The organism is Methylocucumis oryzae (genome assembly GCF_000963695.1).
Classification (GTDB): Bacteria; Pseudomonadota; Gammaproteobacteria; order Methylococcales; family Methylomonadaceae; genus Methylovulum; species Methylovulum oryzae.
In genome coordinates, this window is the sequence record NZ_LAJX01000106.1 from 1 (window position 1) to 17,489 (window position 17,489).

Below are 17,489 nucleotides of genomic sequence, written 5' to 3' on the forward strand. Positions count from 1 at the left end.
GTTATTTATTCGTTCTTTCTTTACGCCAACCAACAGGTCTACCCACTTTTTGGGAGTCATCCGTCGACCGCTTAAATGTTCTATTTCCGCTTTAAATTGTTCACTTCCAAGTGCCATGCTTTTATTTATCGCTAGCCTTATGTCTTGCAGTAATTTCCCCTCAATAGGATGTTTGAATAAATCACGGTAATTAGCTTGCCTCTCGTTGGTATCTTTACCTAACGCAAGGTACACCGCATGGGGCGTACAGAGTTCTGATGGTTTTCCCAGTGCGTTAATCCGGTAGCTAGACCAAACATAATCTGACGGCTGCTTTACCATCCCAGCCCTGACCGGATTCAGCTCTATGTAACGATAAAGTTGCATGAGGTAATCGTCTTCCTGCACCAGACAGGATTTGAATCGCCCTTCCCAAAGCGTCCCGGTTCGCTGGTGGCGGAGATTGAAATAACGCACATACTGTCTGCCCAGTGACTGCATCAGCTGACTAAGCGCATTTGGACTTTGTGGTGTACAAAGTAAATGAACATGATTACTCATCAGTACCCAAGCGTGAATCTCTACTTGGTATTTTTTAGAGGAGTCTTTCAACCAACCCGCATAAGCAGCAAAGTCTTGCTCGTCGGCAAAGCACACTTGTCGGTTATTGCCACGTTGAATCACATGTTGAGGAATGCCGATTGGACACACGCGGGCTAGTCTTGCCATTGGTTTTTCCTGAAGTCTGAAGTCGATAGGTATAAAGATAAACAGTATAGCAGAAAGTTAAGTTTACTCTGACCCCTTTTATGCTGACCCCTTTTATGAGTTCTGCGACAAATACCCAGTGACGGATGCGTCCGTCATCTTGTTGCTCACGGTGTACGGGGTTTTGTAAAGCCTCAAGACACCATTCCAAGCGAATATAAGGGCGCTTGAGTAAAACGTCATTGCGGAAGTAATCAGTTTGTTGGATTGTGTCGTTCATGGCGTTACTGTAGCTAGTCGGATACAAAAGTCAAACATTGGCAACGCTATGGTGAATTTCACTATCCCACATCACAATATCTATCGACACAACCAATATGCTATGACTTGTAAATAATAGTTTTATTTGTTTATCAACAATTTATATATTTTTTGGCAAGTTTTGTTAGGTATCAAACAATTCATTTTGTCAGAAAAAAATCTGCTTGCAATAGTATATTTTATATAGTTATATAAATAACGTTTTGGACGACTAATTAAAGCAAGCTTAACGCTTGCTGACTGTGTGCAATGTTTTTTAACTAACTAACAGGTTTTTATGAAAAAAAAATTAAATTGACAGCGATAACACTAGGACTACTCAGCGTAACAAGTGCGGCTTATGCGTTAACACCTTGGGTGAATGGTGCTCCTGCGATTACGGTGCGTATCTCAGGGGCGGTGGCACAAAATAAAGCGTACACCCAGGTCGTAACCGATGTCTTAGCGGCACCTGGCACGTTAGATACTTTTAACGATGTCGATGCGGTAACGGGTTCGGTTGGCTCTAATTGGACAGCGCATTATTTTCTAGGTGCTCAGAATTTAGGGGCTGGTTTGGCGGGTAAGAAAATATTGCTGTTAAGACGTACACGCGGTGGTACGGGTTATGGGATTATTCCGTTGAAAATGAACATGCCTTTAGAACATTTAAATATTGTTGGCTTACCGCAATCGGCTTGGGTTGCTGATGGTACGCAAGCCTGGAAACAGACGATTAGCTCAGAAAATGCCTCTAAGTATTTGAATAAAAAAATCTCTGATGCCGGTGCGATTGCCGCTGACCCTTTTATAGTGTTAAAGCCGGGTACCGAGAATTATCCCGATCAACAAATTGAGCTAACCACGGGATTAGTTGAGCCGGGTTGGCCTACAGGTGCAGAAAGCATTCCAACGACAGGTTCCACTGCTTTTGCGATTATACAAACACCGGGCTTGGCTTATGGGGTTGCGGTCACGTTAGATTTGTATAAAGCCTTACAAGCGGCACAAAAACGCGCCGGTATTCTGCCATCATCGGTAGTGATTGGTGATTACACAGAAACCAGTATGCCTAATTTAAACCGTAATGTGATGGGTTCATTAATAGCGGGCAAAATTGGCGCTTGGGACCAAATTAAAATCGTCGATAAAACCGATAGTAACGCCGTTAAAAGTTTGGTCGATGATGACATTTTGACCGATGCAGGTATTACTGCACCTTATAAAGAATCGACCACTGGCGGTAACTTAACCCCAGTGGCCTTAAGCTTAAGAAATAATGGTGCAGCGACTAGCGTGATTGCTTACTCAGTCTTTTTAAATTACCCCGGCGCTAAAAATGCAGTGGGACCCGCAGCAAAAACGCCTGATAACGCTGTCGATGAAGATGCGTCGTTACCTATTGTTAAGCAACCCATTATCGTTGCCGATACCGGCACGTTGTTGAAAGACTGGCAAAACGGTACCAATGTGTTGGGTTTTAATAACGTTGTTGATGGTGCAGGTTTTGCCAAGCGATGGGGGATAGCCATTAACACGGCAGATAAAAACACCTCAGTGACAACAACAGGTACGGGTGGCGATCCTTGGCGTTATGTTCGTGTCGATGGTTATGCGCCAACGTTGGAGAACATTGCGGCGGGCGTGTATTCGTATTGGTCTGAAGGCGTGGTGTTGTACCGTAAAAATAAGTCAGACGATTCTAGTTGGGCATTAAAAACTAAACTTATCAAAACCTTAGCTGAAAACTTAGGCAGTCCAAGTATTTTAAGCTTAGCCAATACCACGCAAGCATGGGGCAAAACCGGCGCGGTTGCCTCTACTGTTGATGGTCGTGGGTTTTCGGCTGCTGTTCCGTTTAACGCTAGCAACCCAGTGTCAGCGTTCTCTCATAAAAACAAAGGCAGTATTCATACCGAAATCGTGCCGGTGGCGGATAGCAATGCCACAGGTGGTTTAGCAGTGCAATTGAAATAAGTCCTGTGTTGCTCAGGCAACAGGCAAGCAGCAATGCTTGTTGTCTGAACAACAGTATCAATGATTTTATCTATATTAATTAATTGCTTATGTATTGGCATTAAGCTTGCTTCATCTATTTAGGTTACTCGTCTTAAGACAGCGCAATTTTAGTTTAAGCTCCTAAGGCCAAACCGTCATTCCGGCATGGATTGCCGGAATCCAGATGCCATGGATGGCAAAGCGTCAAGTACATCCCTGTACCCTGGATCTCGGCAATCCCTGCCGAGATGACATTGTTCTCATTGGAGTGTATCGGCTTAAGTGGTAGCCCTCTATTAACAAAGCAAGCTGAGTTTGGTGATTATTTCTACGGTTATTCTGGAATGGTTAAACATGGATTTTACCCGATTTTTCATAAGTTTTTGGTAGGGAATAGAATGAAATATCGGGGTTTAGCCAGTTTTTGGCTTTTGGTATTCGTATTGATTAATGGGGCGGTGAGCGCTGATGAGGCTAATACCGATGCGGCTAATCCGCAACAAGAACCCACCGTTTTTGATGTGTTGGAGTTACAAGTCGATGGTAATACGTTATTACCTCAAGACATTGTTGAAAAAAGTTTTATATGCGTTTTTAGGCGAAGCAAAGCGGGTAGAGGATGTCGAACAAGCTCGCTTAAAGCTTGAAGCAGAATACCGTAGTCATGGTTATCCCACGGTTATCGTTGAGATTCCTGAACAAGAAGTGGTTAATGGCGTGGTGTTACTTAATGTGATAGAGGGTTCGGTAGACAGTATTAAAGTCACCGGCGCTCAGTATTTTTTACCGAGTAAAATTCGCGAACAAGTTCCTGAGCTGTCGGTTGGTAAAACGCCTTACATGCCTAAGGTACAAGAGCAATTGGCTGAGTTAGGTAAACAGTCAGCCGATAGACAAGTGAATCCTATTTTTCGTGCGGGTTCTACGCCGGGTAAAACCGAAGTCGAATTACGTGTAAAAGATAAATTACCGTTGCACGGTAGTGTAGAAATGAATAGCCGCAATTCAGAGCATACGTCGCGTTCCCGATTAACCGGCTCGGTGCGTTACGATAATTTATGGCAACGCTTTCATAGTGCCTCGCTGCAATATCAAGTGTCACCGGAAGACAGCGATGAAGTCGAAGTCTGGTCTGGCACGTATGTATTACCTACTGGCTGGGCGGATACCCGTTTGGCGTTATACGGCGTGGGTATTAGCTCGAATACGCAATTAGGCGCTAGCGTAGGTGGTTTGTCGGTGGTCGGTACAGGCTCAATCTTTGGCGCGCGCTTGATTAAGCCGTTACCGGCGTTAACGGATTATTCTCATAGCTTTACTGCGGGTCTTGATTATAAAAGCTTTAATCAAGGGATTACGCAACAAGGCCAAGACAGCCAAGCCTCGCCGGTAAATTATTTAGCCTGGTTATTAGCCTATGATGCCAGTTGGCGTTATCCAGGTGTTACAACCTCATTAAACAATAGTCTTCATTTTTCTATTCAAGGGTTAGCTAACGACGCGCAAGAATTTGAGCGGCGCCGCTTCCAGGCTAAACCTAATTTTCTTTATTTAACGTCAGAATTAAAGCAGTTACGCGATTTACCGTTAGGGTTGCGCGTAAAATGCCAAGTTATCGGGTCAAATTAGCAGTTCGCCATTAATCAGTAACGAGCAATTTGCCGTCGGCGGTATGGAAACGGTGCGCGGCTATTATCAAACTCAGCAATTAGGCGATGATGGCATTAATGCGTCATTAGAGCTACACAGTCCTGATTTAGCGCAAGCGGACTGGGACTTTGCCCAGATGCTGCGCTCGTATGTTTTTTTCGATTATGCCCATTTATGGATTCAACAGCCATTAGCACCTAACCCAAGCCATTATGACCTCGCAGCTACAGGTTTAGGTTTACGCTGGCACTGTTACCGACATGTTCTAGGCGAGTTAGTGTGGGCGTATCCATTGATTAAGCAAGGTACTGTCGATGTGGGGTATCAGCGGTTCGATTTTAAATTAGCGTATGAGTTTTAATAATGATTCTAGCAAGCTTAAGCGAATCTAATCGACTTTATCGAGGCAAGCTAAAATCCCTTACGGCGGCGATAAAAACCTTATTAGCCAGCAGCATGGTGTTATCGCCTGCTTATGCAGAATTACCTGTGCCTTCGCAATCGGTAACCTTGTCTGCTACGCCGGTGGAGATTGCAAGCCAAGGCTCAGCATTGGCAAGTGTTGCAGGCCAGTCTATGACAATCACGCAAACCACCGATAAGGCGGGTATCGATTGGCAGAGTTTTAATATTGGTAGCAATAATAGTGTGCGCTTTGACCAACCGGCGGCGACCTCGGTGGTGCTCAATACGATTCATCAAGCCGATGCTAGTCAAATCATGGGTTCTTTAACGGCGAACGGCCAAGTCTATTTAGTCAATCAAAACGGTTTTGTATTTGGTAAAAATTCTGAAGTGAATGTTAATTCGTTAGTGGCTACGACGTTAGGCATTAGCGATAACACGCTTAAAAATGGTTTAACGCAAGCGTTTAATGACAACGGTTCAGCAGCATTACAAGGCAGTGGTGAAACGTATTTAAAAGACAGTGCTGGACATTATCTGCTTGATGAGCAAGGGCAAAAAATCAAGATTCAAATTTATCTTGAGCCAGGCGCTAACATTAGTACTAATGCTGCGGGTGGCCGAGTCATCATTGCGGCGCCGGTGATTACCAATGCCGGTACGATTACGACGCCTGATGGGCAAACGATATTAGCGGCGGCAAAAGATAAAGTCTATTTGCAAGAAGCCGGGACGGACTCAGATATTCGCGGTTTACTGGTGGAAGTCGGTAAAGGCGGCAAAGTCGATAATTTAGGTCAAGTGCTTGCTGAGCGTGGCAATGTTAGCGTCATGGGCTTTGCGGTTAATCAACAAGGCATTGCGTCGGCAACGACGTCGGTTAATTTAAATGGCTCTGTGCGATTATTAGCGCGCGAGGGCATACAAGACCCTAGTGCTACCGGTGGCAAGTTATTGCCGCAAGCAACCGTTAGAACGGCAGCAGAAGACGATGGTTTAGGTACATCGGCACAAGTACATTTAGCACCCGGTAGTCTAACGAGTGTGCAATTAGATGCCGACAAAACTGAGACGGCTATAGACGCACAAACGCAAAGCCGTTCGCAAATCGAGTTGAGTGGGCATGATGTGATATTCGCGCAAGGCTCTAAGGTATTGGCGCATTCGGGTGATATTACTGCACAAGCCATCGATGACCCGACAGATGCTAGCGTAAAAGGCAATGCACGTATTTTTATGGCGTCGGGTAGCGTAATCGATGCATCTGGAGTTAAAGAAGTGGCTGTGCCTGTGGCGCGCAATACCGTTGATGTCGAGTTGCGCAAATTCGAGTTACGCGATTCGCCGTTACAGCGTGATGGCGTGTTATACGGCCAAACGGTACACGTTGATTTACGGGATGCTGATTTGACGTATGACAGCGAGGGCGTGTTAACGTCAGCGAGCATACCCGTTGCTGATATTAAAGGTGCGGTCGATAGAATCGCACGTAATATCGATGAGCGCAGCACGTCAGGCGGCACAGTATCGTTTGCTTCGACCGGTGATGTCGTCACGCAAACAGGCAGCTTAATCGATTTTTCGGGTGGTTCGGTCGCTTATCAAGACGGTTATGTTGCGACGACGCAGTTAGTTCATAACGGTCAATTAATAGAGATAAGCCAGGCTGACCCAGATCAAGTTTATGACGCTATTTATGGTCAGATTCGTGTGAATCATGCGCAATGGGGCGTATCTGAGACATGGGCTATTCCAGGCTTAGCCAGTAAACATTTTGAAACGGGTTACACCGAGGGAAAAGCTGGAGGACAGTTAACGATTAATGCCTACGAAGCTTTACTAAACGGCGACTTAGACGGCAGTACCGTTGCAGGAACTTGGCAACGCCAGCCTGAGCAGCAAGCTCAAGGTAGTTTGCTGAGCCTAGATTTAAGTCAGAACAGTTTATTAAGCGTACAAGATATTACGTTGACTCAAGCAACGCAGAATGCCGATATTAATTTCACCGATGTGATTGCGCGGGCAAATGATAATGATGGTCAGGCCATCGCGCTGTTATTGTCAGCCGAATTATTACAACGATCAGGGGTTAGCCGGTTGCATTTGACGAGTAATGGCGTGCTTAGGCTCGTTGAGCAAACTCATTTACAACTGCCAGAACACGGTGAGTTAACCGCAGCGGCGACAGGTTTTGAGCTACACGGCGAGATTAGCGCACCATCTGGTACGGTTGAATTAAAGCCTGTTTCCGTCGCCGATACTTTATTGCCTAGCGCTATGACTCTAGGTGAATCAGCGCATATTGATGTTAGCGGTACTTGGGTCAATGATTATTTAGATAGTCAACATCAAGCGTCATTAGCTACGATTGCTAGTGATGGTGGGCAGGTTACGTTAACCACAGAACAGCGTGATTTGAGCATGAGTCCAGGCAGCCGTATCGATGTCAGTGGTGGTGCGTGGTTAAACACTGGCAATCAAGTGACGCCGGGTGCGGCTGGCAGTATTGCGTTAACGGCAGCGAATCATGATAGCGGCGGTCAGGCGGCTAATTTAGTGTTGCAAGGTGAGTTATTAGGCTATGGCCTTAAGCAAGGGGGTGAGCTTAGTTTAAGTTCTAGCGCTGTCTTCATCGGTGCTGATAACGGGCAAAGCGCTAATACTCATCCAGCGATTAAGCCCTTAGTTTTAAGCCAAGATTTTTTCAACCAAGGCGGTTTTGCCGACTACAACATGACAGCGACGGTACTCGGCTTAACAGTGGCTGACGGTACGCACATTACGCCAAGACAACAAAACCTATTGTTAACCGGTAACTTAGCACAGCAAGCAACCGGCTCTGAATTAGAAGCGTTTAGCACAGTAACCGAATTACCTGATGAGTACCGTCAACCCGTTTCATTAAGCCTTAATTTTCAAGAGTTAACCGGACAAGATCAAAGCCAAGTATTAAGCGTAGGTCAGAATGCGCTGATTCAAGCTGAGCCAGGTGCGACAATGTCATTAGCATCAGATACCTCGATTTGGTTAGACGGTGGTATTCATGCACCGGCTGGAACTATTAACTTAACGATTAACACGCCTTCGGGCGGTGATAAAGGTTTTGCTTCGGGTCAAGGTATTTGGCTGGGTGCGCAAAGCGCTTTAATCGCGAAAGGCCAGTTCCAACCCGATGATAATCCGTATGGTTTAGTGACGGGCGATGTGTTAGCGGGTGGTAATGTCAATATCACAGCAAAACGAGGTTATATCGTTAGCCAAGCCGGTTCGGTGATTAATGTTTCTGGTACATCGGCCCGGTTAGATTTTACAGAAAGCGACGGCGTGGTTAGCCGTAAGATTGCTTCGGCGGGTGGTTCGATTGCGCTCAGTGCTGGTGAAGGCATTATCGCCGATGGTGGTTTTTACGGTCATGCGGGCGGTAACGGCGTTGAGGGTGGTAGTTTGTCGGTCACGCTGAATCGTAATTTTCGCAATAAGCCCACAATTGCGGTGGCGGGTGGCTTGTTTCCTGATGACATTAATCCAAATTTACCACGAGAAATTGTGGTTAACGCAGAGCCTGGACTTGCTGGCGCGGGACTTAATCATACTAAAGCGCCGAATGCGGATACTTATAGCGGTCGTGCTTTGTTAAATGCAAATAAGCTCAATCAAGGCGGTTTTGCTTCATTACAACTCACCACTGATGTATTAGGTGCTAAGGGTAGTTATGCCGGAGCTGTTCGTTTTAATGGCCCGGTGACACTGTCGGCAGATAAACAAATTATTTTGGATACCCCTACGCTAAAAACCGATGCCGAAAACAGCATTATCCTAAATACGGCGTATGCCCAGATGGGTTCAAGCACTAGCCGTATTGATACTGAAACTAATGAGGGGCAATTTTCATCCACCCTAGCCCCTAACGCTAAAACAGGTACCGGCGAGTTTATCGTCAATGCGCAAGGCATTGAGTTAATCGGTGGCTTAAGTTTTGATGGTTTTGACCAAGTTCAGTTAAATAGCGCTGGTGATGTGCGCGCGGTTGGTATTAGGACGCGTTCTGATACTAAAGACTATTTAGGCGAATTTAAGCTCGCAGGCGATTTAACGATTAACGCTAGCCAGTTATATACCCCGACGTTAAGCGACTACAAAATTAGCTTAACCGGTGATAACACGACATTAACCGTACAAAGTAATCTTCAAGCTGCCGCGCCGGTTTATTCGGCTGGCAGCCGTTTAACCTTAAAAGCGGCCAATATTGTTCAACAAGGCGTGATAAAAGCACCTTTCGGGGAACTCGCTTTAACAGCGTCTAAGCAATTAACTTTAGCTGCGGGTAGTTTAACGTCTGTTTCGGGCGATGGCTTAACCGTGTTATTCGGTCAAGGCTCTGGCGGGGAGAATTGGTTATATCCATTGGACAGCACCGGTGGTTCTAATCGTGTCATAGCCAGCCCTCCGGAAAAGCAAATACAGTTAACAGGTGACAATATTGCGTTTGCTACCGGGGCTAAGCTTGATGTGGCTGGCGGCGGCGAGTTATACGCATATGAATTTATTAGCGGTAATGGCGGTTCGGTCGATGTGTTAAATCCTAACGCGGCTGGCTATACCGAGAAGTATGCGGTGTTGCCCAACTTAGCGAATGCCTTGTCACCGTATAACCCTACTGAATGGGAGTCTTCGGGTTTAAGCGTAGGTGATAGTGTGTATTTAAGTGCCGGTTCAGGGTTAGCGGCGGGTTGGTATACATTGTTACCCGCGCATTATGCATTGTTGCCTGGCGCTTATTTAGTCACACCGAAAGCAGGCTATCAAGACATACCAGAAAACACCGTATTAAGCGACATCGCTGGTAGAACCGTAGTCGCTGGACGTTTCGGTACGGCGGCTACCGGTGATGGTGAAGCGCGTTGGCATGGTTTTACTGTCGAATCCGGTCGTATCGCGAGAACTCAGTCCGAATATAAAGATTACACAGCCAATCAATTCTTTAGCGCTGAAACCTCTTCTAGCAATACGAAACCTAAAGATGCCGGCCGACTTGCGATTAGCGCACAAACCGGTTTGACGTTAGCGGGTGAATTATCGGCTCAGGCGGCGCAAGGTGGTATCGGTGGACAAGTTGATATTAGCGCACAACACCTAGCCATCGTAGCGACCGATGCGGCCAGCAATCAAGACGAGGGTGTTGTCGCATTAGCAGCAGACGATTTGAATCGCTTGGATGCCCCTAGCCTGTTATTAGGCGGTACGCGTACTAAAACAGCGACTGGGCAAAAAAATTACCGTTACCGGGCAAACGATTACGTTGGCTAATAACGCCCAATTAAGCGGGGCAGAGGTGTTATTAGCCGCCAAAGATGAAATTCATTTGCAGTCTGGCGCGAAACTGAGCAGTGAAGGGCGCTCTACGCAATCAGGAGTGGCTTATAGCTTGGTTAATCAAGGTCAAAGCACCCGTGATGGTGTATTCGTTGCCGTGTCGTCGGCTGGCTTAGGTGATGTTAGCCGAGGGCAAACGATTACTGGTAAAACAGGTAATTTAGTCGTGGATAGCGGCGCAACGATTGCTTCGGGTAATTCCATTCGTTTAGATGCGACTAAAGACACGCAGTTTAAGGGGTTATTAGATTTATCGGATGGTGCCTTAGCGTTGTCAGCCGGACAAATCAGTTTTGGGTGCTGCGCCTTCTGACAGCACTGGCTTAGTGCTAACAGATACTGCGTTAAATTTGTCGGAATTAATGCTTAACAGTCGTAGCGATGTCAATTTGTATGGCGATATCGCGATTCACGCCGACACAGTGCATATCGACGCGGCGCAAATCAATGGTTTTAACAACGACGGGCTAGCCGCCAATATCAGCGCGGATACTTTGGTACTGGCCAATTCCAGTGCCAAAAAGCATAGCGATGGTTTAGGTTCGGGGACGTTAAATTTGAATGCGCAAACGATAGCGCTAGCGAGTGGTGCTTATGCGATAACTGGGTTTGCTCAGGTTAATCTGAATGCGCAATCGGCGTTAATCGGTTTAGGGCAAACAGTTAGCGATGCAGGCTTAAGTCAGTTAAGCCAAGCAGGGCAGTTGACTGTTGCGGCAAATACGACGCTTACGGCAGGTCATATTATTGGCGAAAATGGCGCAACAAGCTCGATTCAAGCCGATGGTTATGCGCTAAATCTTGCCGCAGCGGCTACGACCGATACGCGTCAAGGCTTAGGCGCGAGTTGGTCTATGCGTGCAGAGCAGATTCAAGGTAATGCACGTTTTGATTTACCGGCAGGGCTATTAAAACTCACAGCAAACACTGGCGATATTCAGCTCGATAACGGTTTTAGTGCCGACGTGTCAGGTCGTGCACTGACGTTTGCTGAAGCGCTACAAGCCGCAGATGCAGGTCGTATCGCGTTAACGGCGACCCAAGGCAATATCGTGTTGGCAGATGGGGCGCGCTTAAATCTGGCCGGTGCCGTCAATGGTGCTGAAGCTGTCAGTGCTGATGGCCGTTTAGAGCTTTTAGCTCCGAATGGCGTATTCAGTTGGCAAGGCAGTATTAATGCTGGGACGGCTAATAGTGCTAGCCAAGGGCTGGGTGAATTTTATTTAACGGCTCATCAATTGACCGATAACGATTTTTCAAGGTTAGCGAAGCAGCTTTCATCAGCTGGATTTAACACGACGATAGACCTTAACGTAAACAGTGGTGATTTGACGTTGGCTGAGACCGATACGCTACGGGCGCAGCATATAGCGTTAAGCACAACAGGCTTGTTACAAGTGCTTGGCCAAATCGATGCCAGTGGTGAGCGCGGCGGTAGCGTAGCGCTTAACGCCGATGGCATTCGTTTAGGCGAACATGCCAAAATCCTAGCGCTTGCTACGGGTGAAAACGAAGACGGTGGTAGGGTAAGTTTGGATGTTGTACATCAACACGATACTGGCACAGGGATATTAGATTTATCTGAAACAGGCGCTGCCATTGATGTTTCTGGTGGTGTTAATGGTTTAGGTGGGCATGTACAGCTACGCGCGGGTAGAGAAGATAGCGCGCATCAGTTAGCGGTCACTGAAATTAATACCCGTTTTAGCGGCGTTGCCGATAATCGAGTAAGTTTAGAAGCGGTTAAAGTCTATGACGGACAGTCGGTCATTAAAGCAGATGCAATAGCCGCATGGCAGAAAGAGACGGCTGATTTTATGAGTTCTAGTGAAGTTAAAGCGGCTAGCGCTAAACATGATGACATAGAGCTGGCGCCTGGGCTTGAACTACGCAGTAGCGCTGATTTAACCCTCGCTGATGCTTGGGATTTAATGGCTTGGCGTTATCAAAATCGTAGCGGTGAGCAGGTTATTCCAGGGTTTCTGCGTTTAACCGCACAAGGCGATTTAACGATTAAAGCTAGCTTAACCGACGCCTTCGCGACGTCTTATTTGCCCGGCCAGACCTCAGTAAAATTTCAAGATGTGTTACAACCGGGGCGTTCATGGAGTTATCGTCTTAGTGCCGGTGGCGATGTGAATTTGGCGGCAACGTATTCAGCCGTTAATCCTTATGGCACGGGCGGTAAAGTCACTAGCCAAGTCATGGTAAGAACCGGCACAGGCGATATTGCGCTTCAGGCTGGCGGTGACATTAATTATTTGGCCGATGCCGGTAATGAGAGTGCGGCGGCTGCAGTTTACACGATGGGTACGACGGCGGTTTATACGCGCAGCCAATTACTTAGCGGTGCTGTGCCTGGGGTCGCTGCCAGATTAACCGGCGAGACCGATAGCGATTATCTTAACCGGTTAAGTCCTGAGCAATTAAATGCTTTGCTACGCTACGGCTATTTCAATGAAACCTTATTGGGTTTGCAGTTTATGGTGGCGGAATACCCAAGCCAAGGTGGCTCAATTCAATTGCACGCAGGCGGCGATATTAATGGGATTAACACAGGACAATCAATCAGCGATTGGTTAGTGCGTAGCGGTGCGATTACCGAAAATAATCGCACTACGGCGTGGGGGATTAATATCAGCGGTGAGCGTAGTTCGACTATTAATGGCATTGCTACTAAGGGCAGTCGCTATTTTAACCAAAACTTAGGCGCGTTAGGCGGTGGCGATGTGACCGTTGAAGCGGGCGGCGATATTACTCAGCTTTCCGTGATGCTACCAAGCACCGGTAAACCGTTTGGTACGGTAAGCAGTCTTAGCAATCAATGGACGGCATCTAGTACTGTTATCAATGGTGGTGGCGATTTATCAGTGCGTGCCGGTAATAACATACTTGGCGGTGAATATTATGTTGCGCTAGGTAAAGCTGAATTAACGGCTGGAGGTAGTTTAACTCGCGAAGGCAGCACATATACTGAGGTTGGCGGCAACAGCACCCGCACGGATGCGTTAGCGCCTATCGTGGAATTAGGCGATAGCGATGTGAAATTAACCGCTAGACAAGACTTAGAACTAGCGTCGGTATTTAACCCAACATTATTAAAGCAAACTAATACGCAACCATTGGCTGCCGGAGGAGATTCTCGCTTTTTTACCTATACCGACCAGAGTCGCGTAAATTTAACCGCTGTTGCCGGTAATGTGGTGTTAGAAAATGATGTTGATGCCGTGCGTGAAGCTAAGAATATCGATACTAGTTCGTCTAGCGGTTTTGAATACGCCGTCTACCCAGCGACATTATCGGCAAGCGCGTTATCCGGCGATATTCGCGTCAACCATTCGATGACGTTATTTCCGTCCTCGCAAGGCCAGTTAAATTTATATGCTTATCGCAGTATTAATACCGATAGCGATGCTGCGCAAATTATTAATATCAATATGTCCGATGCTGAGCCAAGCTGGCTACCCAGTGTTTTATCTCCTGCACAACAAATAGAAGGTAGCCTAAGCGATGGTTTGATCCGGGCTAGAGAGCGTTTAGACCCCTCTACGCCGGATGCAACGTTGATTCATGCCGCAATACCTTTACATCAAAACGACACCAACCTACCGGCGATTATTGCTAAAACCGGCGATATTAACTTCTCCTCAGCCTCAGAAGTGGCATTTTATTTACCGTCTGCTTCGACGTTTCAAGCCGGTAACGACATTAATAACTTAAGCGTTTATGGACAAAATCTTAGCGTTGCAGATACGACAACCATAAAAGCCGGTCGTGATATTCGCTTTGATGCGCTATTAGACAGCGATGGCCATGTGCAAGCCAATGATAGGCAAATCGAGTTAGGCGGGCCGGGAAACCTAAATATACAAGCGGGTCGTGATGTCAATTTAGGTGGTTCAGCTGGGGTTAACACGATAGGTAATACTAAAAACACCGTGTTGCCATCATCGGGTGCGGGCGTTGATGTGTTAGTAGGATTAAACAACGGTAGCGCGGCGCTTAATAACTTTATTAATCGTTATTTCACGTTAACCAGTCGCTATTTAACCGATTTGAAAATCATCGACGATGCGGGCAACGACCTCACTGCTGGCTTGAGTCCAGAGCAAAAACTAGCTTATTTCAAACAATTGCCAGAACAACGCCAACAGCCTTTGGTATTAGCCGCTTTATACAATGAACTGCAACAATCGGCTAAAGCAGCCGCATTAGCCAGCGATGCGGATAAGACCAAGCTCTATCAACAAGGTTTTGACGCGATTAATACCTTATTTCCAGATAAGACGTATAGCGGCGATTTATCAATGGTGTTCAGCCAAATCAAAACCTTAGCGGGTGGCGGTATCAATATTGCCTCACCCGGCGGCTCAGTTAACGTAGGCTTAGCGGGAAGTCTTGCCGGGATAGAGAAAAGCGCCGACCAACTAGGTATTGTTGCGCAACAACAAGGCGATATTAATGCGATAAGTAGCGGCGATTTTAATGTCAACCAATCTAGGGTGTTCACGATGGGGGGCGGTGATATTTTGATTTGGTCGTCAGAGGGCAATATTGATGCCGGTAAAGGTGCAAAGTCGGCTATTTCAGCACCGGCACCGATTACCAGTGTTGATGCCAACGGTAATGTCGTCACTATTTTCCCACCTATTGTTTCAGGTAGCGGTATTCAAACCATTACGCCACAAGATGGTAGCGGTAAACAGGGCAATGTTTATCTAGCAGCTCCCGCTGGCATTGTCGATGCCGGTGAGGCGGGTATTAGTGGCGGTCAAATTGTGATTGCAGCGACGGCTGTAGTTGGTGCTAGCAATATTTCTGCTTCAGGAGGCTCCATTGGCGTACCCAGTGTTGCTGTTGCACCTGTGGTACCGAGTGCAGCAGCCAGCGCAGCCGCAAGTGCCGGCAAAACAGCGGGTCAAGCGAATGATGAGGAGCTAAACCAAAATCAACAGAGTGACGGGAGTAACAATAAATTATCGGTATTGAGTGTCGATGTCTTAGGTTACGGTGACTGTAACGGAAAAGAACGGGATAAAAAAGTGTGGCGGTTAACGCTGTACTCAAAGTAGAGGAATACGAGGAATAAGATGTTATCACTAAAATCTAAGCCATTAGTCTATGCCATAGCAGCGGTTTTGACGACAAACGCTGCTTGGGCGGACGAGAAATCTGACTTAATCCAGCTAAAGCAAGCAATTGCTGAAGAGCGGGAAGACTTGTTGGAATTAAAAAATACGGCAGAAAGTTTAATCGACGTTTTTGTTCAACAAGGTTTGTTGGATAAGCAAAAAGCAGATGTCTTATTACGCCAGGCAAAGACAAAATCGGCTCAACTGCAACAAGAAGAGCCTGCACTGGCCACTGATAAAGCGCATCCTAATCGTATTCGGGTTACTCATGTACCGAAATTTATTAAAGATGAAATTCGTGCCGAAGTGGTTTCTGACTTAACCAATAAAGTCACGCAACAAGTCAAAGCCGATGCCAAAACTGAGCATTGGGGTGTTCCAGAAGCGTTACCTGGTTGGTTAAATAAAATCAGAATTACTGCCGACGCTCGTTTGCGTTTACAAGAAGATAGCTATGGCTCAGGTAACAGCCCGTATTTAGATTATTTAGCGATTAACCGCGATGGTGGAAGCTTAGCGGCATATAACAGAAACGAGCAATATCTTAATACCACGCAAGACCGTTTAAGGCTACGCGAGCGTTTTCGCTTAGGCTTAGAAATGCAAATAACCGATGAAATCAACTCCGGGTTTCGCTTAACGACGACGAATGACTTTAGTCCAGTGTCCAGTAACCAAACGATGGGCAACACGGGTCAAACCTATCAAGTTGCAGTGGATAGAGCGTTTATCCAATATCAAGCAAAAGATAGTTGGCATAAAGATTGGTTGACCGTTACTGGTGGTCGTATGGCTAATCCGTGGTTGTCTACCGAAATGCAGTTTAGCCCTGATTTAAGCGTTGAAGGTTTTACCTTTATGTTAAGCAAGCATTTCAACTACAACCAGCCGAATGTTAAACAGTATCGCGCGCCAGAAGCTAATAGCCGCTTCGGCGTGCATTTAGGCCCACAAACGCCTGATTCTGTATTTTTAACCGCTGGTGTGTTTCCGCTGCAAGAAGTAAATCTGTCAACCACCGATAAATGGTTGTTCGCTGGGCAAGTCGGTATGGATTGGCTAGTGCAAGACAGCTCTAGGCTAAAGCTGGCGGCGAGCTATTACGATTATCAAAATGTACGTGCGATAGCCAATGCTCGCGATAGCTTTACCTATGATTGGACAGCGCCGCAGTTTATGCAGAAAGGCAATACCTTAGTGCCGATTAACCGCAACGATGGCTTTAACAGCCGCTGTACTAGTAGCCAGACATTCGCGTTAGGCGAGGGGTGTTTGTATGGCTTAGCGTCTGATTTTAAGATTTTTAATGCCGTTGCGGTGTATGACTTCGCCAAATTTCAGCCAGTACATGCATTATTCTCTATCGATTATGCTTATAACTTAGGTTATGACGCTGGGCGAATTGCGCGTGATTTTCCAGGCTATTTCACGGGTTCCAGAGGGTTAGACAATAAAGAACGCACCCAAGCCGTACAACTGCGTTTAGATTTAGGTCATTCTGAAATCAGACGCTTTAACGATTGGAGCGCGATTATTGCTTATCGCTATGTGCAACGCGATGCGGTGTTAGATGCGTTTACCGATACGATTTTCCATCAAGGCGGCACCGATGCCAAAGGCTGGATGATAGGCGGCAGTTATGGGCTAGCTAAAAATACCTGGGCGATGTTCCGTTGGTTTAGCACAGAAGCCATTGATGGGCCACCACTGGATATTGATACGCTAGCGCTGGACTTAAATATAAGGTTATGAGCTGTTATCAATGGTAAGCGCTCAACCAAACCACCTGTTCTAATAAGTTCAGAACCGTTATTCTCAAAATTTTTGAAGAGGATAATGCATGACCTTAACTGCGCATTGGATACATCACCTGAACACTTGGCAAAGCAGCGGAATGACGCAAGCGGCGTATTGCCGACAGCATCGGCTTAATGTCAAAACCTT

Annotated in this window: 11 protein-coding genes; 9 read left to right on the top strand and 2 right to left on the bottom strand. The window is 46.5% G+C overall.

Features of this window, described 5'->3' with window-relative positions; all coding sequences use genetic code 11:
• Both VZ94_RS10820 and VZ94_RS26430 read right to left on the bottom strand, forming a co-directional pair.
• Positions 1–708, bottom strand: a 708-nt coding sequence (locus tag VZ94_RS10820) for an REP-associated tyrosine transposase (protein WP_045779246.1), incomplete at its 3' end; no start/stop codon positions are given.
• Positions 644–967, bottom strand: a complete 324-nt coding sequence (locus tag VZ94_RS26430) for a hypothetical protein (protein ID WP_192828627.1) — start codon at positions 965–967, stop codon at positions 644–646. The genes VZ94_RS26430 and VZ94_RS10820, both read right to left, overlap by 65 nt.
• Positions 968–1,302: 335 nt before the next feature.
• Here VZ94_RS26430 and VZ94_RS10825 point away from each other — a divergent pair, with 335 nt between their 5' ends.
• From VZ94_RS10825 to tnpA, 9 genes are all read left to right on the top strand, one after another.
• Positions 1,303–2,964: a hypothetical protein gene (locus VZ94_RS10825; protein WP_239649849.1), complete on the top strand. Its 1,662-nt coding sequence runs from the start codon at positions 1,303–1,305 to the stop codon at positions 2,962–2,964.
• Positions 2,965–3,383: 419 nt separating this feature from the next.
• On the top strand, positions 3,384–3,632 hold the full coding sequence (locus VZ94_RS28805) for a hypothetical protein (protein ID WP_239649850.1): 249 nt from the start codon (positions 3,384–3,386) through the stop codon (positions 3,630–3,632).
• The gene (locus VZ94_RS10830) at positions 3,556–4,614 is read left to right on the top strand and encodes a POTRA domain-containing protein (protein ID WP_052700444.1); all 1,059 of its coding nucleotides are present in this window, start codon (positions 3,556–3,558) and stop codon (positions 4,612–4,614) included. Before VZ94_RS28805 ends, VZ94_RS10830 begins: the two co-directional genes overlap by 77 nt.
• A gap of 13 nt (positions 4,615–4,627) precedes the next feature.
• The gene (locus VZ94_RS28810) at positions 4,628–4,996 is read left to right on the top strand and encodes a ShlB/FhaC/HecB family hemolysin secretion/activation protein (RefSeq protein ID WP_239649851.1); all 369 of its coding nucleotides are present in this window, start codon (positions 4,628–4,630) and stop codon (positions 4,994–4,996) included.
• A gap of 2 nt (positions 4,997–4,998) precedes the next feature.
• On the top strand, positions 4,999–10,347 hold the full coding sequence (locus tag VZ94_RS10835; protein WP_045779248.1) for a two-partner secretion domain-containing protein: 5,349 nt from the start codon (positions 4,999–5,001) through the stop codon (positions 10,345–10,347).
• Positions 10,340–10,726, top strand: a complete 387-nt coding sequence (locus VZ94_RS10840; RefSeq protein ID WP_045779249.1) for a hypothetical protein — start codon at positions 10,340–10,342, stop codon at positions 10,724–10,726. The genes VZ94_RS10835 and VZ94_RS10840 overlap by 8 nt, the downstream gene beginning before the upstream one ends.
• On the top strand, positions 10,707–15,485 hold the full coding sequence (locus VZ94_RS10845) for a filamentous hemagglutinin family protein (RefSeq protein ID WP_045779250.1): 4,779 nt from the start codon (positions 10,707–10,709) through the stop codon (positions 15,483–15,485). The genes VZ94_RS10840 and VZ94_RS10845 overlap by 20 nt, the downstream gene beginning before the upstream one ends.
• A gap of 18 nt (positions 15,486–15,503) precedes the next feature.
• Complete coding sequence (locus tag VZ94_RS10850) at positions 15,504–17,297, top strand: putative porin (RefSeq protein ID WP_052700446.1); 1,794 nt, start codon at positions 15,504–15,506, stop codon at positions 17,295–17,297.
• An 88-nt stretch (positions 17,298–17,385) separates the two neighbouring features.
• On the top strand, positions 17,386–17,489 hold a 104-nt coding region (tnpA, locus tag VZ94_RS33250; protein WP_439097729.1), incomplete at its 3' end, for an IS66 family insertion sequence element accessory protein TnpA.

What these genes read in the sequence shown, in the direction of transcription:
- VZ94_RS26430 (WP_192828627.1), bottom strand. Translation starts at nt 967, where the DNA reads ATGAACGACACAATCCAACAAACTGATTACTTCCGCAATGACGTTTTA.
- VZ94_RS28805 (WP_239649850.1), top strand. Translation starts at nt 3,384, where the DNA reads ATGAAATATCGGGGTTTAGCCAGTTTTTGGCTTTTGGTATTCGTATTG.
- VZ94_RS10835 (WP_045779248.1), top strand. Translation starts at nt 4,999, where the DNA reads ATGATTCTAGCAAGCTTAAGCGAATCTAATCGACTTTATCGAGGCAAG.
- VZ94_RS10850 (WP_052700446.1), top strand. Translation starts at nt 15,504, where the DNA reads ATGTTATCACTAAAATCTAAGCCATTAGTCTATGCCATAGCAGCGGTT.